22 protein-coding genes are annotated in these 22873 nt (G+C 68.8%); 14 read left to right on the forward strand and 8 right to left on the reverse strand.

Features of this window, described 5'->3' with window-relative positions:
• Nucleotides 1–29 precede the first annotated feature (29 nt).
• The 6 genes from yajC to AC1RSK_RS21560 all read left to right on the forward strand — a co-directional run bounded on the left by yajC (nt 30) and on the right by AC1RSK_RS21560 (nt 4730).
• Nucleotides 30–338 carry a preprotein translocase subunit YajC gene (gene yajC, locus AC1RSK_RS21535; RefSeq protein WP_492909743.1) on the forward strand — a complete coding sequence of 103 codons (309 nt, stop codon included), beginning with the start codon at nt 30–32 and terminating at the stop codon, nt 336–338.
• 37 nt (nt 339–375) lie between these two features.
• On the forward strand, nt 376–1971 hold the full coding sequence (gene secD / locus AC1RSK_RS21540) for a protein translocase subunit SecD (RefSeq protein ID WP_492909744.1): 1596 nt from the start codon (nt 376–378) through the stop codon (nt 1969–1971).
• A gap of 8 nt (nt 1972–1979) precedes the next feature.
• Complete coding sequence (secF, locus tag AC1RSK_RS21545) at nt 1980–2984, forward strand: protein translocase subunit SecF (protein ID WP_492909745.1); 1005 nt, start codon at nt 1980–1982, stop codon at nt 2982–2984.
• 2 nt (nt 2985–2986) lie between these two features.
• Complete coding sequence (locus AC1RSK_RS21550; RefSeq protein WP_492909746.1) at nt 2987–3340, forward strand: Mth938-like domain-containing protein; 354 nt, start codon at nt 2987–2989, stop codon at nt 3338–3340.
• A 69-nt stretch (nt 3341–3409) separates the two neighbouring features.
• Nucleotides 3410–4018 (forward strand): urate hydroxylase PuuD, encoded by a 609-nt coding sequence (locus tag AC1RSK_RS21555; protein ID WP_492909747.1) that lies wholly within the window; start codon nt 3410–3412, stop codon nt 4016–4018.
• 61 nt (nt 4019–4079) lie between these two features.
• Nucleotides 4080–4730 (forward strand): squalene/phytoene synthase family protein, encoded by a 651-nt coding sequence (locus AC1RSK_RS21560; RefSeq protein WP_492909748.1) that lies wholly within the window; start codon nt 4080–4082, stop codon nt 4728–4730.
• A 3-nt stretch (nt 4731–4733) separates the two neighbouring features.
• On the opposite strand, the gene AC1RSK_RS21565 is transcribed toward AC1RSK_RS21560, so the two are convergent.
• The 3 genes from AC1RSK_RS21565 to trmFO all read right to left on the reverse strand — a co-directional run bounded on the left by AC1RSK_RS21565 (nt 4734) and on the right by trmFO (nt 8772).
• Complete coding sequence (locus AC1RSK_RS21565; RefSeq protein WP_492909749.1) at nt 4734–6809, reverse strand: S9 family peptidase; 2076 nt, start codon at nt 6807–6809, stop codon at nt 4734–4736.
• A gap of 72 nt (nt 6810–6881) precedes the next feature.
• Nucleotides 6882–7367, reverse strand: a complete 486-nt coding sequence (locus AC1RSK_RS21570; RefSeq protein WP_492909750.1) for a methyltransferase family protein — start codon at nt 7365–7367, stop codon at nt 6882–6884.
• Nucleotides 7368–7374: 7 nt separating this feature from the next.
• Nucleotides 7375–8772 carry a methylenetetrahydrofolate--tRNA-(uracil(54)-C(5))-methyltransferase (FADH(2)-oxidizing) TrmFO gene (gene trmFO, locus AC1RSK_RS21575; RefSeq protein ID WP_492909751.1) on the reverse strand — a complete coding sequence of 466 codons (1398 nt, stop codon included), beginning with the start codon at nt 8770–8772 and terminating at the stop codon, nt 7375–7377.
• A gap of 118 nt (nt 8773–8890) precedes the next feature.
• Here trmFO and AC1RSK_RS21580 point away from each other — a divergent pair, with 118 nt between their 5' ends.
• The gene (locus tag AC1RSK_RS21580) at nt 8891–9823 is read left to right on the forward strand and encodes a hypothetical protein (RefSeq protein ID WP_492909752.1); all 933 of its coding nucleotides are present in this window, start codon (nt 8891–8893) and stop codon (nt 9821–9823) included.
• Nucleotides 9824–9930: 107 nt separating this feature from the next.
• Nucleotides 9931–10881 carry a hypothetical protein gene (locus tag AC1RSK_RS21585; RefSeq protein WP_492909753.1) on the forward strand — a complete coding sequence of 317 codons (951 nt, stop codon included), beginning with the start codon at nt 9931–9933 and terminating at the stop codon, nt 10879–10881.
• Between the two features lie 9 nt (nt 10882–10890).
• On the opposite strand, the gene AC1RSK_RS21590 is transcribed toward AC1RSK_RS21585, so the two are convergent.
• Together AC1RSK_RS21590 and AC1RSK_RS21595 are read right to left on the reverse strand one after the other, a co-directional pair.
• Nucleotides 10891–11511 (reverse strand): glutathione S-transferase family protein, encoded by a 621-nt coding sequence (locus AC1RSK_RS21590; protein ID WP_492909754.1) that lies wholly within the window; start codon nt 11509–11511, stop codon nt 10891–10893.
• A 7-nt stretch (nt 11512–11518) separates the two neighbouring features.
• Nucleotides 11519–11794: a hypothetical protein gene (locus tag AC1RSK_RS21595; protein WP_492909755.1), complete on the reverse strand. Its 276-nt coding sequence runs from the start codon at nt 11792–11794 to the stop codon at nt 11519–11521.
• Between the two features lie 238 nt (nt 11795–12032).
• Between AC1RSK_RS21595 and AC1RSK_RS21600 the strand changes: the two genes are divergently transcribed.
• Complete coding sequence (locus AC1RSK_RS21600; RefSeq protein ID WP_492909756.1) at nt 12033–12938, forward strand: hypothetical protein; 906 nt, start codon at nt 12033–12035, stop codon at nt 12936–12938.
• 16 nt (nt 12939–12954) lie between these two features.
• On the opposite strand, the gene uvrA is transcribed toward AC1RSK_RS21600, so the two are convergent.
• Both uvrA and AC1RSK_RS21610 read right to left on the reverse strand, forming a co-directional pair.
• A complete protein-coding gene (gene uvrA, locus AC1RSK_RS21605) occupies nt 12955–15849 on the reverse strand; it encodes an excinuclease ABC subunit UvrA (RefSeq protein ID WP_492909757.1) in 2895 nt (964 codons plus the stop codon).
• A 150-nt stretch (nt 15850–15999) separates the two neighbouring features.
• On the reverse strand, nt 16000–16416 hold the full coding sequence (locus tag AC1RSK_RS21610; RefSeq protein ID WP_492909758.1) for a PaaI family thioesterase: 417 nt from the start codon (nt 16414–16416) through the stop codon (nt 16000–16002).
• 61 nt (nt 16417–16477) lie between these two features.
• Between AC1RSK_RS21610 and AC1RSK_RS21615 the strand changes: the two genes are divergently transcribed.
• The 3 genes from AC1RSK_RS21615 (at nt 16478) to AC1RSK_RS21625 (ending at nt 18317) form a co-directional block, all read left to right on the forward strand.
• A complete protein-coding gene (locus AC1RSK_RS21615) occupies nt 16478–17062 on the forward strand; it encodes a TetR/AcrR family transcriptional regulator (RefSeq protein WP_492909759.1) in 585 nt (194 codons plus the stop codon).
• 232 nt (nt 17063–17294) lie between these two features.
• The gene (locus tag AC1RSK_RS21620) at nt 17295–17873 is read left to right on the forward strand and encodes a TetR/AcrR family transcriptional regulator (protein WP_492909760.1); all 579 of its coding nucleotides are present in this window, start codon (nt 17295–17297) and stop codon (nt 17871–17873) included.
• Nucleotides 17874–17876: 3 nt separating this feature from the next.
• Nucleotides 17877–18317: a methyltransferase family protein gene (locus tag AC1RSK_RS21625; protein ID WP_492909761.1), complete on the forward strand. Its 441-nt coding sequence runs from the start codon at nt 17877–17879 to the stop codon at nt 18315–18317.
• A gap of 523 nt (nt 18318–18840) precedes the next feature.
• On the opposite strand, the gene AC1RSK_RS21630 is transcribed toward AC1RSK_RS21625, so the two are convergent.
• The gene (locus AC1RSK_RS21630) at nt 18841–19314 is read right to left on the reverse strand and encodes a DUF1203 domain-containing protein (protein WP_492909762.1); all 474 of its coding nucleotides are present in this window, start codon (nt 19312–19314) and stop codon (nt 18841–18843) included.
• Between the two features lie 204 nt (nt 19315–19518).
• Here AC1RSK_RS21630 and AC1RSK_RS21635 point away from each other — a divergent pair, with 204 nt between their 5' ends.
• Both AC1RSK_RS21635 and AC1RSK_RS21640 read left to right on the forward strand, forming a co-directional pair.
• The gene (locus AC1RSK_RS21635) at nt 19519–21111 is read left to right on the forward strand and encodes an ABC-F family ATP-binding cassette domain-containing protein (protein ID WP_492909763.1); all 1593 of its coding nucleotides are present in this window, start codon (nt 19519–19521) and stop codon (nt 21109–21111) included.
• Nucleotides 21112–21219: 108 nt separating this feature from the next.
• On the forward strand, nt 21220–22869 hold the full coding sequence (locus AC1RSK_RS21640) for a S1C family serine protease (protein WP_492909764.1): 1650 nt from the start codon (nt 21220–21222) through the stop codon (nt 22867–22869).
• Nucleotides 22870–22873: the final 4 nt, after the last annotated feature.

A 22873-nucleotide genomic window follows, 5' to 3' on the forward strand; every position in this document is an offset into this window, starting at 1 on the left:
GCGCCAGATGCAAAAATTGCGGAGTTCCAATGCCTGCAGAAGCTTCCGGTCTGTTGCAAGCCATCGGCTTGCCAGTCCTGCTGATCGCCCTGTTCTACTTCATGATCCTGCGGCCCCAGCAGAAGCGCGCCAAGGAGCATCAGAACATGATCTCCAACGTCAAGCGCGGCGACATGATCGAGTTGTCCAGCGGCCTGGTCGGCAAGGTCGTCCGCGTCGAGGAAAAGGAAGTCGGCGTCGAGATCGCTCAGGGCGTCACCGTCAAGGTGGTCAAGAGCATGATCGGCGTGGTCCGCTCCAAGGGCGAACCCGCCCCCGCCAACGACGCCAAGAGCTGATCGCTCTTTCGCAAGTTCGCCCGGAGCGACCCCGACCATGATGACCGTGTCCCGCTGGAAGATCATCGCCGTTATCGCGGCGGTGCTCCTCAGCCTCCTGTTCGCGATGCCGAACGTCCTGCCTCAGAACGTTCGCGACGGGCTTCCGGGCTTTCTTCCCAAGAAGGGGCTGAATCTCGGCCTCGACCTGCAGGGCGGATCGCAACTGTTGCTCGAGGTCGACACCTCGGCGCTTCGCAAGGAGCGGGTGACCAACCTGATCGAGGACATCCGCCGGCTGCTGGGCGAGGCGGGGATCACGGGGGCCAACATCACGGCGGCCGGCGACGGTGTGCTGATCGTGCTGCCGGACGAATCGCGCGTCGCCGAGGTGCAGGGCCTGATCAGCCGCCAGCTGGCCGCGCCGACCCGGGCGGGCACGCCCGACCTGCGGGTCGACCGCAAGGGCGCCGAGGTTCGCGCCACCTACACCGACGACGCGATCCGCGAGGTCTCAACCAACGCCGTCGAGCAGTCGATCGGCATCATCACCCGCCGCGTCGACGACATGGGCACCCGCGAGCCGGCGATTAGCCGCCAGGGCGAGAACCGAATCGTCGTCCAGGCCGCCGGCGAGAGCGACCCGGAAAAGCTGAAGTCGCTGATCGGCCAGACCGCCAAGCTGACCTTCCAGATGGTCGATACGACGATGTCGGTGCAGCAGGCGCAGGCCGAGGGCATCCCGCCCGGTTCGGAGATCCTGCCCAGCGTCGACCAGTACGCCGGCGCCTACCTGGTCAAGAAACGCGCCGACGTCACCGGCGAGATGCTGACCGACGCCCGCCAGGACACCGACGGCCAGACCGGCCAGACCGTCGTCTCCTTCCGCATGAACGGCGAGGGGGCCAAGCGCTTCGGCTCGGTGACCAGCAACAACATCGGCCAGCCCTTCGCCATCATCCTTGACGGCAAGGTCCTGTCCGCCCCGCGCATCAACAGCGCCATCACCGGCGGCTCGGGCATCATCACCGGCAACTTCACGGTGGCCAGCGCCAACGAGCTGGCCATCCTGCTGCGCGCCGGCGCCCTGCCGGCCCCGCTGAACGTCGAACAGCAGACCACGGTCAGCGCCAGCCTCGGCGCCGACGCCGTCGACGCCGGCCTGATCTCGACCATGATCGCCTTCGTGGCGGTGCTGGTCTTCATGGTGCTGGCCTACGGCTTCCTGTTCGGCGGCGTCTCGGTCATCGCTCTGCTGGTCAACGGCGTGATGATCGTCGCGGCCATGTCGATGACCCAGGCCACCCTGACGCTTCCAGGCATTGCAGGCCTGATCCTGACCCTGGCCGTGGCCGTCGACGCCAACGTGCTGATCTACGAACGGATGCGGGACGAGATCCGGGCCGGACGAACGCCGCTGGCGGCGGCCGACGCCGGCTTCTCACGCGCCATGTTGACCATCTTCGACGCCAACATCACCCACCTGGGCGCCTCGATCATCATGTTCAGCCTCGGGGCCGGCCCGGTGAAGGGCTTCGCCTGGACCCTGGCCATCGGCGTGTTCACCTCGGTGTTCAGCGCCGTGCTGGTCACCCAGGTCCTCCTGGCCTTCTGGTTCCGCGTCGCGCGGCCCAAGACCCTTCCGATTACGTGAGCGGCCCCATGACCCACGAAACCAAAGGCTTCTGGCCACTCATCAAGCTGATCCCGATCAAGACCAACTTCCGGATGATGCGGTACGCCGCGCCGCTGGCCGGCATCTCCCTGCTCCTGTGCATCGGGGCCATGGTCGCCACCGTCCTGCCGTTCACGCCGCCCTGCGGCGGCCTGGCCTGCGGCGTCGACTTCAAGGGCGGCACGCTGATGGAGATCAGCACGGCGCCCAAGACGATCGACCAGAAGCGCCTCACCGACCTCATCCAGTCCCACGGCGTCAACGACGTCCAGGTCCAGGGCATCGGCGAGCCGAACGCGGCCGGCGGGCAGACGTCCGCCAACATCCGCTTCATGACCCCCGAGACCGCCAACCCGGCCCAGAAGGTCACCGAGATCCAGACCGCCCTGACCCGGGAACTGGGCGCGACGAAGTTCACCCGCACCGAGGTTGTCGGCCCCAGCATCTCGGGCGAGCTGTTCGGCAAGGGCCTGCTGGCCCTGGTGCTCGGCATCGGCATGATGATGACCTACATCTGGTTCCGCTTCGGCCGCTCGTTCGGCGTCGGTGCGGCGCTCGCCCTGCTGCACGACGTGGTGCTGACCTTCGGCCTGTTCGCCCTGACCGACATGGAATTCACCCTGACGACGGTGGCGGCCATCCTGACCATCATCGGCTATTCGGTGAACGACACCATCGTCGTCCTCGACCGCATCCGTGAGAACCTGCGCAAGTACAAGAAGATGCCCATGCAGGAGCTGCTGGACCTGTCGATCAACGAGACCTTCTCGCGGACCATCATGACCGGCATCACCGGCCTGATGGCGCTGGGGGTCCTGGCGGTGTTTGGCGGGGAGGCGCTGTTCGGCTTCTCGATCGCCATGATCTTCGGCATCGTCGTCGGCACCTACTCCTCCTTCTTCATCGCCGCGCCGGTGCTGATGTGGCTGGGCGTCGTGCGCGGGGACGAAGAGGCCGAGGTACAGATCCTGGGACCCGCCTCGCGGGCCTGACCATGCGGCAGGCCCCGTCCATCGACGCCTGGGGCGGCGGCGGCTTTCGGGTCTCCGGCCTCTGGCGGCCGGGCTCGTTGCTGATCGTCGATGACGTGGCCCAGGACTGGTCGGTCAAAAGCCTCGCCGGTCTGACCCTGGACGCCTTCGCCCCGGTCTTCGCGGCCGGGCCAGCCGTTGAGTTCGTGCTGCTCGGCACGGGGCTTACCCAGGCGCTGCCGCCGAAGGACATCCGCGAGGGCCTGCGGGCCAGGGGCCTGGGCCTGGAGTTCATGTCCAGCGAGGCGGCGGCCCGCAGCTACAACGTCCTGGCCTCGGAAGGCCGCCGGATGGCGGCGGCCCTGATCGCCGTCTGAGCCTTTGCAGGCCAGACGAAGCGGCCTATAGCAGAGCCCCTGGGTAGGACTTTTCGAGGGGCTCGAACAATGACGGCGCTGCTGTCCAATTTCCGAAACACCATCATCCTCAGCGTCATCCTGTCGCTGGTCATGGTCTACGCCTATTTCGCCGCGAACCAGGGCACGACCGCCGACTTCGCCATCGCCGCGCTGCGCTGGTTGCACGTGCTGTTCGGCATCCTGTGGATCGGCCTGCTCTACTACTTCAACTTCGTGCAGATCCGCGTCATGCCGCAGATCCCGGCCGAGCTGAAGCCGGCGGTGTCCAAGTACATCGCGCCGGAAGCCCTGTTCTGGTTCCGCTGGGCGGCCCTGGCCACCTGGGTGGTCGGCGTCTTCCTGGCCTTCCATCGCGGCTACCTGATCGAGGCCTTCACGCTGGGCGCCACCGAGAACTTCGCGGTTCCGAGCCACATCCTGATCGGCATCGGCATGTGGCTGGCGACCATCATGTTCTTCAACGTCTGGGCCTTCATCTGGCCGGCCCAGAAGATCGCGCTCGGCATCAAGGAAGGCTTCGACGCCGACGCCAAGGCGGCGGCCGGCAAGAAGGCGATGCTGTTCTCGCGGACCAACACCCTGCTGTCGATCCCGATGCTGGTCACCATGACCATGAACCAGACGATCTTCGGCTAAGCCTCGGCTTCCGCTAAGAGAAGGGCCCGCCGGCGACGGCGGGCCCTTTTTCGTGGACCCTATGCAAGACCTCGACGCCATCCTCGCCGACAAGGACCCCGACCGCTGGCTGTCCGGCCGCTTCGTCGCCGATACGGCCGCGCGGGCCGACCTGGTGGCGCTCTACAGCCTCGACAACGAGCTGGCGGCGGTCGGCCGCAAGGTGCGCGATCCGCTGGTCGGGGAGATGCGGCTGGCCTGGTGGCGCGAGGCGCTGGAAGGCCTGATCGCCACCGGCGCGACGCGCGGCCACGCTGTGTTGGAAGCGCTGAAGACCGCCCGCCTGCCGATGGACACGGTCGCCGGCCTGCCCGACCGCTACATCGACGCCTTGGGCCCCACCGATGACGACGAGGCCCTGCTGGCCCGCATCGACGAGACCGACGGCGTGGTCATGGCCCTGGCCGCCCTGCGCCTGCACCCGGACGCCCGGGTGGAACAGGTGGCCGACGCGGCTCGGGCGCTGCATCTGGCGCGGGCCAACCATGCGGACAGGGCGGCGGTTCGCGCCGTGCTGAAGCGAGGGCAGGGGGCTTTGGCGTCACTGCCCGTCGCGGCCTTCCCAGCCGTCGCGCACGCGGCCCTCGCCAAGGCCTACGCCGGCGGCGGCAAGCCGGGGCCGCTGGGCAAGCGGCTCCGGATGACCTGGGCGGTGATGACGGGGAAGCTGTAGGGCCTACTTCTTCTCCGCCGTCCACTCGTCGAGCCAACCCAGCACCTCGTCGTGCCACTGCACCGAGTTCTGCGCCTTCAGCACCCAGTGGTTCTCCTCCGGGAAGTAGAGGAACTTGCTCGGCACGCCGCGCCGCTGCAGGGCGGTGAAGGTGGCGATGCCTTCCTCCAGCGGCACGCGGTAGTCCTTGCCGCCGTGGACCACCAGCATCGGGGTGTTCCAGCTGGCCACATGGTTGGAGGGGTTGAACTTGTCGTAGGTGGTGTTCGGCTCATACGGCGTGCCGCCGTTTTCCCACTCGCTGAACCACAGCTCCTCGGTCGAATAGCCCATGAAGCGGGCGTCGAAGATGCCGTCGTGGTTGACCAGGCACTTCCAGGGCTTTGACCAGTTGCCGGCGATCCAGTTGACCATGAAGCCGCCATAGGAGCCGCCAAGCGCGCAGGCCCGGTCGCCATCGAGGAAGCTGTAGCTCTTCAGGGCGTGGTCCCAGCCCTTCTGCAGGTCCTCCAGCGGCCGGTCGCCCCAGTGCTGGCTGATGGCGTCGGTGAAGCCCTGGCCATAGCCGGTCGAGCCGTGGAAATCGATCATCACCACCGCATAGCCCCGCGCCGCATAGGCCTGGGCGTTCCAGCGGTAGTGGAAGAGGTTGCCGAACGAACCCTGCGGCCCGCCATGGATCAGGAAGGCGACCGGATACTTCTTCGAGGCGTCGAAGTTGGCCGGCTTGACCAGGTAGCCGCGCACCGTCTCGCCATTCCAGCCGGCGAACTCGAACTGCTCATAGCCGCCCCAGTCGACGTCCTTCAACTGCTCGGCGTTCAGCTGCGTAATCGGCCGCGGCATGGCCTTGGCCTTGAAGTCCTGCAGATACAGCTGGGCCGGGCTATCCAGCGCATCCTGGGCGTAGACCGCCCCGGTCGGGGTCAGGCTGAAGGCGCTGACGTGGCCGGGGCCGGTCTTGGCCGTCACCTTGCCGCTCTTCACATCGATGCCGAAAATCCGGGTCTGGCCGATGTCTTGGGCGCTGACGTAGAGGGTCTTGCCGTCCTTGGCCCAGGCCAGCGTGTCGGCCGAACGATCCCAGTCGGCGGCGAGATCCCGGGTCGCGCCGGTGGCCACGTCGCGCAGCTTGATCTGCCAGCGGTCGGCCTCGAAGCCGGGCCGCGCCATGGCCCGGTAGGCCATGGTTTTGCCGTCCGGCGAGAACACCGCCCCGGTGTCCCAGGCCTTGTTGGCCTCGGTCAGGTTGACCGCGCCCTCGCCGCTGAGCGGAACCTGCCAGAGGTCAAAGTTGGTCGACCAGGCCTCGCTCTTGCCGGCGATGCGCACGGCGTAGACCACGGCCTTGGAGTCCGGTGTGAAGCTGTACTCGCTGTCGTCGCCGAACGGCTTGGAGGGGGCGTCGCCATCGACGCCGCGCATCAGGTGGACGGCCTGGCCGGCTTCCACGGCTTTGCCGTCGGCGCCCAAGGAGAGGGCGAACAGGCTGTTGTTCTTGCCGTCGGCCCAGGCGTCCCAGTGGCGGATGAACAGGCGGTCGTGGACCACGCCGTTGGACTTGGGCGTCAGATCCTCGGGCATCTTCTTCTTGCAGAGGATTTCCGGACAACTTGAGTCGACGCTCAGCGACACCACCAGCGTCTTGCCATCCGGCGAGACGGCAAAGGAGCCGACGTCGAGAGGGAGGTTGGTGACTTGGGTCACGGCGCCGCTGGCGACGTCCAGCTTGAACACCTGGTCGACCCCGCCCGTGCGGCCCGAGGCGAAGTAGAGGGCCTTGCTGTCCGGCGACCAGCGCGGCGACACGCCGCCGCCGTCCGAGGCGGCCAGGCGGACCGGCTTGGCGCCCTTGGCCTTCAGGTCGACCAGCCACAGGCTCATCGCCGCCTTGTTGGCCTCGTAGTCCATGGTCCGCAGGCTGTAGACGACGTAGCGGCCGTCGGGCGAGACGCGCGGATCGCTGACCCGTTCGAGGGTGACCATGTCCTTGGCGGTGAAGGGGCGGGCTTCGGCGGCGCTGACGGTCATGACGGCCGCGAGGGCGGCGCCGGCCAGCAGGCGGAATGCGATCTTCATACTCAGGAAATCCCCGGAAGGCGTTGTCGATTGGCGCGGACCCTAGACCCGGCGAAGGCCCGACGCCAGACGTCAGGGACGCCAGGGTTTGAGGCGTGGAATCCAGCGTGGCACGGCCGCGAAATAGGCCGCGTAGTCGTCCGGAAACTGCTGGCGCAGAGTCGGTTCCTCGTAGGTGACGACGAAGGCGTGGGTGACCAGTCCGAGCAGGATGCCGTAGGCCAGCAGGTCGACGCTCAAGGCCATCGCCGCCTGGCCGAGGATCAGGGTCAGCACCGAGACGTACATCGGATTGCGCACATGCCGGTACAGCCGGCTGGTCACCAGCCGCGCGGTTGGGGCGATGGGGGCGGGGGTGCCGCCGCCCTTCAGCGCGAAGTCGGCGAAGCAGAGCAGAAGCCCGACCAGGCCGAGGGCCGCCGCCAGCAGGCCTGGCCACAGCAGCCAGCTGGCCTTCCAGTCCCAGCGGGTGATCCACCAGGGGATCAGCCCGGCCACCGTGCCCGGCGCCACGAACAGGAACAGCACCGTCCCGGCGATGGCGCGGACCCGGCGCATCGCTCCGCTACTCCGCCGCAAGGGCGCGTTGGCCCAGCCAGCCGTCGAGGTCGTCGAGCGCCCGCTGGCTCATCAGCTGCTTCTTGGCCCGGCCACGCTCCTTCATGGGGATCTTCTCACCGGAGGCGTCCTTCTTCGGCGCCTCCATCGGCGGCAGCAGGCCGTAGTTGATGTTCATCGGCTGGAAGCTGCCCTTGCCCTCGACCAGGTGGCCGCCGGTGATGTGGGCGGCCAGCGCCCCCAGGGCGGTGGTCGCCGGCGGCGTCTCGATCGGCGCGCCCAGCCGCTCGGCGGCGGCGAGGCGGCCGGTCAGCAGGCCGATGGCGGCGCTCTCGACATAGCCCTCGACCCCGGTCACCTGGCCGGCGAAGCGCAGGCGTTTGTCGGCCTTGAGCCGCAGCTGCTCGTCCAGCAGCCTGGGGCTGTTGAGGAAGGTGTTGCGATGCAGGCCGCCCAGCCGGGCGAACTGCGCGCCCTGCAGCCCCGGAATCATCCGGAACACATCGGCCTGGGCCCCGTGCTTCAGCTTGGTCTGGAAGCCGACCATGTTCCACAGGGTGCCGAGCGCATTGTCCTGCCGCAGCTGGACGATGGCGTGGGCCTTGACCGTCGGATCGCGCGGGTTGGTCAGGCCGACCGGCTTCATCGGTCCGTGGCGCAGGGTCTCGCGCCCTCGCTCGGCCATCACCTCGATCGGCAGGCAGCCGTCGAAGTAGGGCACATGCTCCCAGTCCTTGAACTCGGCCTTGGGCCCGTCCAGCAGGGCGTCGATGAAGGCCTCGTACTGCTCCCTGGTCATCGGGCAGTTGATGTAGGCGGCCGCGTCGCCGCCGGGGCCTTCCTTGTCGTAGCGCGACTGGCGCCAGGCGATGTCCATGTCGATGGATTCGAGGTGCACGATCGGCGCGATGGCGTCGAAGAAGCTCAGCGAGTCCTCGCCGGTCAGCGTCAGGATCGCCTCGGCCAGGGCCGGGGAGGTGAGGGGGCCGGTGGCGACGATGACGCTGTCCCAGTCGGCGGGCGGCAGGCCGGCGATCTCCTCGCGTTCGATGGTGACCAGCGGATGGGCTTCGAGCTTCGCCGTCACCGCCGCCGAGAAACCGTCGCGGTCGACCGCCAGCGCCCCGCCGGCCGGCACCTGATGGGCGTCGCCGCAGGCCATGATGATGCTGTCGCAGCGCCGCATCTCGGCGTGCAGCAGGCCGACGGCGTTGAACCGCCAGTCGTCGGAGCGGAAGCTGTTGGAGCAGACCAGCTCGGCCAGGCCATCGGTCTGGTGGGCGTCGGTGCCGCGCACGGGGCGCATCTCGTGCAGGATGACCGGCACGCCGGCCTGGGCGATCTGCCAGGTCGCCTCGGAGCCGGCCAGGCCGCCGCCGATCACATGAATGGGTTTGTTCGTCATGGGCGGACAGATAGTCGCCAAACCGTCCGGGGGGAACGGCCTGTTCGCTTTCTGGTGGCGCACCGGCCCGGGCTGTGGTGTCCTCCGGGCTCATTGTGGGACCTCGGGGGAGGCAATCGTGGCTCAACTGGATATCAGCCAGTCGGCGTTTTCAGGATTTGGCGTCATCAGCCGCAACTGGGTCGCGCCGGCGATCTGGGGTTTGGTGCAGACGGTGCTGGCCGTCCTGCCCATGCTGCTGGTGCTGCCGACGCTCATCGACTTTTTCGCGACGATCTCCGCGTCCATGGCCGGAGGCGCCGAGCCCGACCAGGCTGAGCTCATGCGCCTCTCCAACCAGATGAACATCGTCCAGCCTCTGACCTGGATCACCCAGCTGCTGGCCCAGGGCCTGGTTACCGGCGCCATCATCCGCGCCGTGCTGCATCCCGAGCAGAAGAGCTGGTTCTACATGCGCCTGGGCATGGCCGAGGTCATGCTGGTGGCCGTCAGCCTCGTCTTCACCATCCTCTACATCGTCGCCTTCGTCGTCGCCGCCATCGTGGTGGCTATCATCGGCTTCGCGGTCGGCGCCGCCTCGCAGGAGGCCGGCATCGCGGCGGCGGTGCTGTTCGGCCTGGTCGCCTTTGGCGTCCTCATCTGGGGCAGCCTGCGCTTCTCGCTGAGCTTCGCCATGAGCCACGAGAAGAAGCAGTTCCTGCTGTTCGAAAGCTGGAAGATGACCCAGGGCCACGCCGCCGGCCTGTTCGGCATGGGCCTGCTGGCGGTCATCGTCGGCATGCTGATCAGCTTCGTGGTGGTTGGCCTGCTGTTCGCCGTCGGCGCCTTCCTGGTGCTCGGCAACGGCGGCTTCGAGGCCCTGCAGGCGCTGGACGACAGCAAGGACTTCGGCGCCTTCTTCACGCCGCAGCGGATCCAGGCCCTGATCGGCTTCGGCGCGCTGTATCTGATCGTCGCCTCGGCCATCAACGGCTACGTCGGGGCCATTTTCACCGCCCCCTGGGCCGAGGCCTACCGACAGCTGAGGGGCGAGAACGTCGAGGTCTTCTGAACCCCGTCCTTACCTGTCGCGTTGCTCCCGAATGCTGGCATAAGCTTCACCCGTCGATGGGTGAGGCGAATCAGCTGACCCGCGACAGGGGATAGAACGGTTTCAAGATGTCCTTTTCGCCCGTCCAGGCGTCCCTAGAGGGCTTCCGCTTCATTCGTGACCGGCCGCGGCCGGTGACCGTGTGGATGGCGGCGTTGCTGGCGCTCAACCTCGCCGCCGCCCTGTTCAACCTGTCGCCCTGGGCGCGCCGGCTGGAGCAGCTGCAGGCGGCGCAGGGTTTTGAATGGTCCTGGGCGACAGTGCAGGACCTGGCCCTGCACCTGCTGCCAGCCGCCGTCATCGCCCTGTTCCTGACCTTCGCCAGCCTCTGCATCGTCACCCCGTCGATCTTCCGGGTGATGCTGGGCAAGACACACAATCCCGACTTCCGGCTGGGGGCCGACGAGGCCCGCATGTTCTGGCTGTTCCTGGCCATCCTGCTGGCCATCACCGTGGCCGCCATCCCCTTCGGCATCGTCCTGGGGCTGAGTCGGGCCCTGGCCGGCCCGCTGGCCGAGAAGGTCGGGCTGTCCGGCCTGATGGCGCTGCTCGGGCCGCTGTCAGTGCTGTTCCTGCAGGCCTACTTCATCATCCGCCTGTCGCTGACCGCGCCGGTCGCCATCGACCAGCACCGGCTGGACGTCATGGGCGCCTGGCGGATGACCCACGGCGCCTTCTGGCAGCTGCTGGCCGGCACCCTGCTGGCCCTGCTGCTGACCTTCCTGGTGGCGGCCGGGGCGGTGATCGCCTTTTCGATCGTGGCGGTGGTGGTGGCCTTCGTGTTCGGCATTCCGCCGGGCGAGCTGAGCGCCTTCCTGTTCCCGACCGACCAGGGCCTGCTCAACCACTTCGGGGCCGGGCCGATGCTGCGGCGGGTCTTCGAGTCGGCCCTGCTGGCCATCCTCTTCTGCGTGGTCTGCGCCACGGTGGTCTACGCCTACCGTGAACTGTCGCCGCCCCGCGAAGAGGCGGTGGCGGAGCCCGACGACGACATTCTCGAGCACGAGACGGTGGTTTAGCCCTGAAGCCTAGCTGTTCGCCGCGGCGCTCGGCCGCTCGCTGACCCGCCCGTGCCAGTCGCGCAGGGCGGTGGCGTCCTGCGGCATCTCCAGCCCGGTGAAGGCGGCGAAGTCGATCGTGGTCAGGGCGCAGATGTCGGCCATGCCATAGGTCTCGCCGGCGATGAACGGTCCGCCGGCCGCCAGTTCGCGGTCCAGCCAGCCGCAGCTGCGGGCATAGGCCTCGCGGTTCGACTCGCCGAAATCCTTGAACTGGGTCAGCAGGGCGGCGGTCAGCGGATGGGCGTGGCGCCAGAACATCCCCACCGGGGTCATCAGCTGGAACTCGATGCGCCGGATCCACATGTCGACCAGCGCCTGCTGCACGGCGGTGGCGCCGAACATCGCCGGCTCCGGGTGCAGGCTCTCAAGGTAGCGGCAGATGGCGACGCTCTCGGAGATGGCCGTGCCGTCGTCGAGCACCAGGGTCGGCACCTGACCCAGCGAATTGCGGGCCTTGTGCTCGTCGCTCTTGTGCTCGCGGGCCTGCATCTTCACCCGCGTCTCGGGCAGGTCGATGCCTTTTTCAGCCACGAAAATCCGCACCCGGCGCGGATTGGGCGCCGGGTTGCGCTCACCATACAGGATCATCCGTTGATCAGCTGCAGGGGTTGGTGGCGCAGGTGGCCAGGCCCGCGCGCTGTTGATCCTGCAGGGCCTGCTTGTCCAGTTCCGCCTGCTTTTCCCAGTCCACCTGGGTGCGGCAGACCTTGGTGGGGAAGCGGGTGCCGAGCACCGCGGTCTTCTTGCAGACCATCCGGTTCGGATCCTTCTTCACTTCCTGCTTGGGCGCCTCGGTCGGCTTGGCGGCCTCGGCGGCGAAGCTGGCCGTGGCGAGAGTCGCACAGGCGACGGCGACGAAAATGACCTTCATGGGTGACTCTTCAACTGTGGATCGAGGAGGGCCGGCCATCCCCTGAGGCCGACCGGGTTAACAACGCTAACATGACAAAATCCGAAACGCCACCAATGACCCATTGCGAGCATTCGCGGCCTATCGCCCCGCGCGCGGCGGTCTGCTAACCAGGGCCATGCGCCCGAGCCTGTCAGGCGGAAGCGGGGCGGCCCCGCCGCCCGGACAGGCTCGAAACCAAGGGCGCGGGAGGGATGTCATGAGCGAGTTTTCGGCCACCGACGCGGGGCTGGTGGGCTTCAAGGTCCTGCGCGAGAAACCCATGGTCTGGCCTGCCTGGGCCATTCTCAGCCTGGCGCTCAGCGTGGTCAGCGTGATGATCATGGTCCTGCTGGCGGGGCCGGCGCTCATGGAGGTCCAGGAGCTGGCCAAGGCGACGCCGCCGGACGCGGAGGCGATGATGGCCGCCTACGGTCGCATGATCCCGGCCGTGCTGTTGCTGCTGCCCGTCGGGATCGTCGGCTATGCGGTGCTCTACGCCGCCGCCAGCCGCATCGTCCTGCGGCCCGCCGACCGCGGCTTCGGCTGGATGAAGTTCGGGGCCGACGAGTTCCGCCAGGGGCTGGCCATGCTGCTGGTCTTCCTGATCCTGTTCGGCGTCTACCTGCTGGCGGCCGTCGCGGCCGGCGTCTTCATCGCCCTGGGCGCCATGGTCAACCCGGCCCTGGGCATCCTCGTCGGCCTGCTGGCGGTTCTCGCGGCGCTGGGTGTCGTCGTCTATGTCGCCGTCCGCCTGTCGCTGGTCAGCCCGGCGACCTTCGCCACCGGGCGCGTCGACCTTGGCGCGGCCTGGCGGCTGACCAAGGGCCGTTTCGGTCCGCTGTTCGGCGCCTATGTTCTGGCCTGGGTGATGGGCGTCATCATCGGGGCGATCGGGCTGGGGGTGTTCTTCCTGATCGGCATGCCGATCTTCGGGCTCGGCAACACGGCCCAGGCGGTGTTCGAGCCGAACATGGCCTCGATGGCGACCATGTTCCCGCCCGTCGGCATCGCCTACTACATCTGGAACGCTGTCCTGTCGGGCGTCACCTCGGTGATCTTCCTGACGGTCGCCCCGACGATCTACAAGCAGATCACCGGCGGCGAACCGGCCGTCTTCGACTGAAGACAGCCGGCCTCCGCTACGCCCGCTTCTTGCGCCGCTCGGCCGCCCGGTCGCGGTGGCGCTTGAGCAGGGTGTCGAGGTAGCGGCCGGTCCAGCTGCCGGGGATGGCGGCGACCTGCTCAGGCGTGCCGACGCCGACGATCTCGCCGCCGCCGTCGCCGCCCTCGGGGCCGAAGTCGACCAGCCAGTCGGCGGTCTTCACGACATCCAGGTTGTGCTCGATGACGACCACGGTGTTGCCCTGGTCGACCAGCTCGTGCAGCACCTCCAGCAGCTTGCGGACGTCCTCGAAATGCAGGCCGGTGGTCGGCTCGTCGAGGATGTACAGCGTCCGGCCCGTGGCCCGCTTGCTGAGCTCCTTCGACAGCTTCACCCGCTGCGCCTCGCCGCCCGACAGGGTGGTCGCCGACTGGCCGACCTTGACGTAGCCCAGGCCGACCCGGTTCAGCGTCTCCATCTTGTCGCGCACCGACGGCACGGCCTTGAAGAACTCGCCGGCCTCCTCGACGGTCATGTCCAGCACCTCGGCGATGGACTTGCCCTTGAACAAGACCTCCAGGGTCTCGCGGTTGTAGCGCTTGCCCTTGCAGACGTCGCAGGTGACGTAGACGTCGGGCAGGAAGTGCATCTCGATCTTGATCAGCCCGTCGCCCTGGCAGGCCTCGCAGCGGCCGCCCTTGACGTTGAAGCTGAACCGCCCCGGGCCATAGCCGCGCACCTTGCTCTCCGGCAGGTTGGCGAACCAGTCGCGGATCGGCTGGAAGGCGCCGGTGTAGGTGGCCGGGTTCGACCGCGGGGTGCGGCCGATCGGGCTCTGGTCGATGTCGATGACCTTGTCGAAGTTCTCCAGCCCCTCGATCTTCTCGTGCGGGGCGGGGGCGTCCGAGGCGTTGTTCAGCCGCCGGGCGGCGGCCTTGTACAGGGTCTCGATGGTGAAGGTCGACTTGCCGCCGCCCGACACCCCGGTGATGCAGGTGAAGGTGCCGACCGGGATCTCCGCCGTCACGCCCTTGAGGTTGTTGCCGGTGGCCCCGACGACACGCAGCACGTTCTTCTTGCTGATCGGCCGGCGCTTTTCCGGCACCTCGATCTCGCGCGTGCCGATCAGGTACTGGCCGGTCATGCTGCGCGGGCTGTTCATGATGTCCTGCGGCGTGCCCTCGGCGCAGATCTCGCCGCCGTGGATGCCGGCCGCCGGGCCCATGTCGATGACATAGTCGGCGGTCAGGATCGCCTCCTCGTCATGCTCGACGACCAGCACCGAGTTGCCGAGGTCGCGCAGGCCCTGCAGCGATTGCAGCAGGCGGGTGTTGTCCCGCTGGTGCAGGCCGATCGACGGCTCGTCGAGCACATAGAGCACGCCGGTCAGGCCCGAGCCGATCTGGCTGGCCAGGCGGATGCGCTGGCTCTCGCCGCCCGACAGGGTGCCCGAGGCGCGTGACATGTTGAGGTAGTCGAGGCCGACGTCGACCAGGAACCGCAGGCGGTCGTTGATCTCCTTCAGGATCCGCCGGGCGATCTCCATCTGCTTTTCGGAGAGCTGGCCCTCGAGGCCGGCGAACCACTCCTTGGCCGGCCTGATCGCCAGGCCGGAGATTTCCGAGACATTCTTGCCGGCGATCTTCACGGCCAGGGCTTCAGGGCGAAGCCGGGCGCCGCCGCAGGCCTCGCAGGGGGTGTCGGACTGGTAGCGGCCCAGCTCCTCGCGCACCCAGCTGGAATCGGTCTCGCGCCAGCGCCGTTCGAGGTTGGGCAGCACGCCTTCGAACGGCTTCACCACCTCGTATTTGCGGGCGTTGTCGTCGTAGACGAACTTGATCTTCTCCGTGCCCGTTCCGTACAGCACGACCTCACGGGCCTTCTCCGGCAGGTCATGCCAGGGCTTGTCCATCGAGAAGCCGTAGTGGCCCGCCAGGGCCTGCAGGGTCTGGGTGTAGAGAGGGGAGGGGCCCTTGGCCCAGGGCGACACCGCGCCCTTGTGCAGGCTCTTGTCCTTGTCCGGCACGATCATGTCGGGGTCGAAGGCCAGCTTGGCGCCCAGGCCGTCACAGACCGGGCAGGCGCCGGCCGGGTTGTTGAACGAGAACAGCCTGGGCTCGATCTCGGCGATGGTGAAACCGCTGACCGGACAGGCGAACTTTTCCGAGAACAGCAGCCGGCGCGGTTCGCTCTCGCCGTCCTTGGCCTCGGCCCATTCGGCCACCGCCAGGCCGTCGGCCAGGCGCAGGGCCTGCTCCAGGCTGTCGGCGTAGCGCTGGCCCAGCTCGTTCTTGGTGACCAGCCGGTCGACCACCACGTCGATGTCGTGCTTGAACTTCTTGTCCAGCTCCGGCGCGTCCTCGATCGGGTACAGGGTCCCGTCGATCTTCAGCCGCTGGTAGCCCTGCTTGCGCCACTCGGCGATCTCCTTGCGGAACTCGCCCTTGCGGTCGCGGACCACGGGGGCCAGCAGATAGATGCGCTCACCCTCGGGCAGGGCGTTCAGCTTGTCGACCATCTGGCTGACGGTCTGGCTTTCGATGGGCAGGCCGGTGGCCGGCGAATAGGGGATGCCGACCCGCGCCCACAACAGGCGCATGTAGTCGTGAATCTCGGTCACCGTGCCGACGGTGGAGCGCGGATTGCGGCTGGTGGTCTTCTGCTCGATGGAGATGGCCGGCGACAGGCCCTCGATCAGGTCGACGTCCGGCTTGCTCATCAGCTCCAGGAACTGGCGGGCGTAGGCCGACAGGCTCTCGACATAGCGCCGCTGGCCCTCGGCATAGATGGTGTCGAACGCCAGCGAGCTCTTGCCCGACCCCGACAGGCCGGTGATCACCACCAGCTCGCCGCGCGGGATGTCGACGTTGACGTCCTTCAGATTGTGTTCCCGCGCGCCGCGCACGCGGATGAAGTTCAGCTGTTCAGCCATGATGTCCCGAGAACGCTTCAAGCCGGCCCGAGGGTCGCGGCGCAACGGCAATATGTAGTGCTCAGGGCCTGCGATAACACAAGAACAAGATGCGAACAAACCTCGCGCGAGGGACTTGTTGCCAACCTGTGGCAACAGCCGTCCCGCGGATCAGGCGGCGCGCACCACCGAAAACGTCGCATTGGCCCGGGCGCAGGGCTTGCCGTCGGCGGTGACGAAGCACTGGGCGAAGCAGATCGACCGGCCGATCTTCACGAAGCTGGTGGTGAACTCCAGCCACTGGCCCTGCCTGGCCACGCCGACATAGTCGGTGGTCATGCTGGCGGTCAGCAGGCCGCCCATCGATCCGGCCTCGGCCTGTTCGCTGCAACTGAGGCCCATGGCGTTGTCGGCCAGGGCGGCGATCAGCCCGCCGTGCGCCAGGCCCCGGCTGTTCACATGCGCCTCGCCGATGCGCAGGCCCAGGATCACCGCCTCGCCGGGGATGCGCTTGCTGAAGATCGGCTCCCAGGGATCGGTCAGGCCGCTCTTGCGGAAATGCGGTTCGAAGCCTTCTGGCGTTTGCATCGGTTCAGCTTTCATTTAGACCGGTCTATATAATTTCCTAGAACACCAGGAACCGCAAGTCATGTCCGCCAGGCCCAAACACCGCGAGGCCATCGTCGCCGCCGCCGTCCGCCTGTTCCGCCGCCAGGGCTTCGCCGCCACGGGCCTCGCTCAGATCGTCGAGGCCAGCGGGGCGCCGAAGGGCTCGCTCTACCACTACTTCCCGGCCGGCAAGGCGGCGATCGGGGCGGCGGCCATCACAGCGGCCGGCGAAAAGGTCGCCGCCACCATCGCCGGCCTGCCGCGCGGTGAACAGCCCGGCGACTTTCAGCGCGAATACGCCCGCCTGATGGCCGGCTGGATGCGCGCCTCCGGCTACCGCGACGGCTGCCCGATCGCCGCGACGGTGCTGGAGGAGGCCGCCGACGACGACGCCATCGCGGCTGCGGCCCAGGCCGCCTTCGCCACCTGGCGCAAGGTCCTCGCCGGACATCTGACGGCCGGCGGCCTCGGCGCGGAGCCCGCCGACCGTCTGGCCTTGATCTCAGTCACCGCCATGGAGGGCGCCCTGATCCTGGCCCGGGCGGAGCGCTCCGACCGGCCGATCCTGGAGACCGGCGAGGCGGTGGCCGGCCTGATGGACAACGCCGCCGGCTCGGTCCGGTGACTGTCTCGCGAAGCGTGACTGTCACCGTTCGCGCCAGACGGTGACAGTCATCCGGCTGCGCCGGAGGACAGTCACCGCATTGGAACTCCCGGCCGCCCCTTTGGGCTAGCTTGCCGCCGACATCGAAGCCCTTGCCCGCCGCCTACTCGACCCGCTGTCGGCTTGAACGCTCCGTCGCTTGACAATTGACTGCCAGTCAATAACTAATGACTGATAGTCAACAGGAGGCCGCATGGCCCGCCGGCGCCTTGATCCGCAGCAGAGACGGGAAGAGCTGATCCTCGCCGCCGAGCGGGTGCTCCGCCGGCTCGGCGCCCAGGCGCGGGTCGAGGACGTGGTCCGCGAGGCCGGCGCCGCCCAGGGCACCTTCTACACCTGCTTCCGCGCCTGGGACGACCTGCTGGAGGCCATCCGCGAGCGCCAGCTGGCCCGTTTCGAGATCAGCCTGGCCATGCCGACCGAGGTGGACGGGCCGATCGACTGGCCGCCGCTGCTGCGCCGGCTGTCGGTGCTGTTCGTCGACTTCGTGCTCGGCCTGGAGGGCATCCACGAGGCCCTGTTCCACAGCGACTTCGCCCGCAACCGGCCGATGCACAGCCAGGCCCGGCCGCCGGCCCGGCTGGCCGCCATCATCCGGGCCGGCCAGGAGGCGGGCGCCTTCGGCCCGGTCGATCCCGACGTCACCGGCCGCCTGCTGTTCGCCGTCCTGCACGAGACCGCCGACACGATCGAGGCCGGCGCCGACCGCGACACAGCCCTGGCCGCGCTGCACCACCTGATCGAGGCGACCCTCGCCCGTCCCGGAGCCTGAACCATGCGGATCATCCCTCCCGTCGTCGTCCTTCTCGGCCTCGTGGTCATGGCAGCCTTGGGCCTCTGCGCGCCCCTGGCCCTGATCCTGGGCCCACCCTGGACCTGGGTCGGCTGGGCCGTGGCGGCCATCGGCCTCGCCTTCTCCATGGCCGGGGCGGGCCTGTTCCGGCGGGTGGGAACCAACATCAAGACCTTCGACGACCCGGGTGTCCTGGTCACCGGCGGACCGTTCCGCCTCACCCGCAACCCGATGTACCTGGGCTTCGTCCTGCTGCTGACCGGCGTCGCCCTGGCCCTGGGCGCCGCCAGTCCCTGGGTGGTCCCGGCCGGCTTCTGGCTGCTCGCCGACCGCTGGTACATCCCGTTCGAGGAGGCGGCCATGCGGCGGACCTTCGGCGAGGCCTACGAGACCTACAGCCGCCGGGTTCGGCGCTGGATCTAGGGGCAGTTGAAATTCAATTCCGCACGGCGGGGACAGGTCCCTCATCCACCGATCATGCTCGCGAAGGCGAGCATCCATGCGCGATCAGCGGCTCCCCGGAGGGGGGATGTCGAACGCAAATCCCTGATCCGTCAATGAGGCTGCCATCCTTGCTTGGATGCTCGCCTTCGCGAGCATGATCGGTGTGGGGGTGAGCAGCGGAGGCGTTTTCCAACGCCCTCCTAGGGTTCCGGGAGGCGGAGACCCAAAATGAATATGTCTAGACTTATTCATTTTGGGCCTCATCACGACACATGATCCAACCGTCGCCGCGGTACGGGCCGATGTAGGTCCATCGACGACAATCCGACCAACATCCGGCCACACCCGACCAACCCTCCGACCCACGCCCCAGCCCACGCCAACAGCGCTTCGGCCAACAGACCGGCCACCGTTCCGCCAATGATTTCAATGGCCGGAGCCTCTCGTCGCCCCTTGCCGCCCGGCAACGGGGTATAATGTTGGTCCGCTTCGATAAGCTGGGTCAGGCCGCAGCTCGATCGATCCGGGCCGCGAAACAACCCCGCCGGGCGTAGTGGGCGTGCAGGTAGGCGATCTTCTCGTTGGCCAGCCAGGCTTCGATGAGCGGCACGGCTTCGCGGCCTTCGACGACCTCGGCCTCGACCATCATGTCATCGCTGTCAAAGGCCCGCAGGGCCAGCAGCCGGCGCTCCAGGGCCAGGGGCAGGGCGTCCCGCGCCACGGCCGTCTCCCGGGCGCTCTCGCGCACATAGATGGCGTGGCGGCTGCGGTAGGGACTGTCGACGGCCAGGTGCTCGTGGTTCAGCAGCAACACCGTTTCGCCAGGTTCGGCGTCCTCGAGGGTGATGCGGCAGGGGGCGCTGGCCGGGGCGTCCACCCGTACCCGGATGGCGCCACGCTCGGCGAGGGCGGCCTCGTCGAGACCGAACAGCGGGCGGAAGGGCTCAGGCGAAAGGCCGGTAACGGTGAAGGACATGACGGGTCTCCTTGTTGGCCGCGTTCTGACGCCGGCCGGGACCAGCCACACTCCGCTGCTTGCTCGACAATCGTTTGCGCCTCTCCCGGCCCGCTCCTATATCCCGCGCCAAGTCGGCAACCCCGCCGCACAGCCTGGAGAGCGCCTTGATCATCGCGACGGACCCCCGCCTCGCCCTGAACGCCTCCCTCGCCGTGAGCTGCCATGTCCGCCCTGATCACCCTGGATTCCGTCTCCGCCGCCGCCCCTGACGGCCGCGTCCTCTTCGACAACCTGACCCTGGCCATCGGCCCCGAGCGCACCGGCCTCGTCGGTCGCAACGGTGTCGGCAAGACCACGCTTCTGCGCCTGATCGCCGGCGAGATCCCGCCCCGCGCCGGGACCGTCACGGTCGAAGGCCGTCTCGCCGTCCTGCGCCAGGCCTTGCAGCCGCCGCCCGGAACCAGCCTCGCCGGCCTGCTCGGCGTCGAGACGGCCCTGGCCCGCCTGGCCCGCGTCGAGGCCGGGGAGGGGAGCGAAGCCGACTTCGCAGACGCCGACTGGACCCTGCCGGCCCGCCTCGACCAGGCGCTGGCCGACGTTGGCCTGGACGGCCTCGACACCGGCCGTCCCGCGACCTCCCTGAGCGGCGGCCAGGCCACCCGCGCCGCCCTGGCCGCCGTGCTCCTGGCCGAGCCCGACGTCATCCTGCTCGACGAGCCGACCAACAACCTCGACGCCGAGGCCCGCGCCCTGGTCATCGGCGTCCTGCGCCGCTGGCGCGGCGGGGCGCTGGTCGTCAGCCACGACCGGGCCCTGCTGGAGGAGATGGACCGCATCGTCGAACTCTCCCCCCTCGGGGCCAAGGTCTACGGCGGCGGCTACAGCCTCTACGCGGCCCGCAAGGCCGAGGAAGCCGCCGCCGCCGAGCGCGACCTCGCCGTCGCCGCCAGGGACGCCGGCCGCGTCCGGCGCGAGGCCCAGGCCGCCCGCGAGCGCCAGGACCAGCGCGACGCCGGCGGCCGCAAGTTCGCCGCCAAGGGCAGCGAGCCGAAAATCCTGCTCGGGGCCCAGCAGCGCCGCGCCGAAGCCACCGCCGGCCGCGCCGACCGCCTGGCCGACCGCAAACAGGACGACGCCCGCCAGGCCCTCGAAACCGCCCAGGCCAGGGTCGAACGCACCCGCAGCCTGGCCTTCGACCTGCCGCCCAGCGGCCTGCCGGCCGGCCGCCTGGTGCTCGCCCTGGAGGACGCCGCCTTCGCCTGGCCCGGTTCAGAGCCGCTGTTCGAACACCTCGACCTGACCATCACCGGCCCCGAGCGCATCGCCGTCACCGGCCCCAACGGCGGCGGCAAGACCACCCTGATCCGCCTCGCCGCCGGCCTGCTTGAGCCGACCGCGGGAACCGTCCGCCGCCCGGTCCCGGCCCTGATGCTCGACCAGCGCACCGACCTGCTCCACGACGACGAGACCATCCTGGAGGCCTTCCGCCGCCTCAACCCCGCGGCCGGCCGCAACGAGGCCCAGGCCGCCCTGGCCGGCTTCCTGTTCCGCAACACCGCCGCCGACCAGGTCGTCGGCTCCCTGAGCGGCGGCGAGCGCCTGCGGGCCGCCCTGGCCTGCGTGCTGGCCGGCGAGCGGCCGCCGCAGCTGCTGATTCTCGACGAGCCAACTAACCACCTCGACCTCGACAGCCTGCGGGCCGTCGAGCGGGCCCTGTCGGGCTATGACGGGGCCCTGCTGGTGGTCAGCCACGACCCGACCTTCCTGACCGCCGTCGGAATCGAACGCCAGATCGCGCTCGCAACTGCCCGTTAGCCGGTCATCCCGCCGCTGCGACCCGGCGGCCCCTGCCATTTTTCGCGGGCCCATGTTACGCCACCGGCCGGGGAGGGCCGGTCGATGGGGACGGTCAGACAACTTTGCATGGCGTTGACCGCCGCCCTCTGCCTGCTGGCCGGGGGGCTGTCGCCGTCTGTCGCCCTGGCCCAGGACAGCCCGCAGAACCTGCGCGAGACCGAAAAGTCGACCTTCCGCGTCATCGTCCTGCTGTTCGACGGCGATGACCAGTTCACCGGCGCCGCCACCGGCAGCGCCTTCATGGTCGCCCCCGGCAAGGCGGTGACCAACGCCCACGTGGTCGGGGCCGATGGCGCGGCCCGCACCGAGGTCTATCTGATCGCCCACCGCGACATCGGCGGCGAGCCGACCCGCGTGAAGGTCGAACGGGTCTGGGAGGACGCCGACCTCGCCCTGCTGGACACGCAAAGCCTGGAAGCTCCGCCGCTGCGCATCGCCGCCATCGCGCCCGGCAAGGACCAGCCTGTGCACGCCCTCGGCTATCCCGGCGTCACCGACCGCATCCTCGGCCTCAGCCCCGAAGAGATCCTCAAGCCGGCCGAGCCGTCGGTGACCACCGGCGGCATCTCCCTGTTCTCCTCCAAGGGGCCGGGCGGCGCCTCGGTCGACACCATCTTCCACACCTCGGCCATCAATCCGGGCAACAGCGGCGGGCCGCTGGTCGACGCCTGCGGCCGGGTCATCGGGGTCAACACCTGGCAGGGGGCGACGACGGTCTCCGACAACGGCATCTCGGTGCCCAACGGCCAGTTCATCGCCACCCGCTCCTCGATGCTGCTGCGCTTCCTCAACGGGGCTTACGTCACCGCCAGCATCGCCGAGACGGCCTGCGAGCCGCCGCTCGATCCGCGCATCGTCGCCCTGATCGAGCAGCAGAAGGCCCAGATCGCCAAGGCCGAGGCCGACAAGGCCGCCCAGGCCACCGCCGCCGCCAAGGCCCGCGCCGACAGCGACCGCCTGCTGAAGGTCGCCGCGGCCGTGCTGGTCGTCGCCCTGCTCGGCGGCCTGATCCTGGTCCTGGCCACCCGTCGCCGCCCGACAGCCGGCGCTCCGGCCGCCGCGACCGAACCCTCGGACGAGCCCAAGCCCGCGCCATCCAGCAGCGCTGATGTCGTCTCCCCTGGCCGCGCCCCCGGGGAAGGACCGCCCCTGGCCCTGATCATCGCCGGCCTGGTCCTGCTGGCCGTCCTGGCCGGGGCCGCCGTCTGGTTCCTGGTCCGCGATCCGGCGCCGAAGAAACCGGACGGACAAACCATCGCCACAGGCAGCGCTTACGTCGTGGTCTGCCGGCTCAACCCGGCGCAGTCGCTGAATGCGCCCGGGGGGGCCGAGAGCATGACCTTCACCTTCGACGCCGTGGCTGGCTGCGCCAACGGACGGACGCCGTACGAGAAGTCGGAGACCGGCTTCACGCGGGTGACGGTCAGCGACAAGACCGTGTCCGCCTCGCGCCTGGAGCTGTCGCCCGATCTCAAGAGCTTCAAGCGCAGCGACTACCCGCTGCCCCAGGCCGATTACGACGCCTTCCGCGACCAGCGGATGTCGATCGGCGCCCTGACCTGCCCGGCCACCGCCGCGGCGCCTGACGAGGCCCTGGCCGCCAAGCTGGCCAACATCCGCCGCATGGCCGCCAGCTACCTGACCGCCCCGCCCGGCAGCGTCACCGCCTGGACCTGCTCGCCGGTCGTCGCGCCTGAACCCGAGGCTCGCCCGTGAAGAC

Source organism: Caulobacter sp. GW821-FHT11A05, from assembly GCF_058809015.1.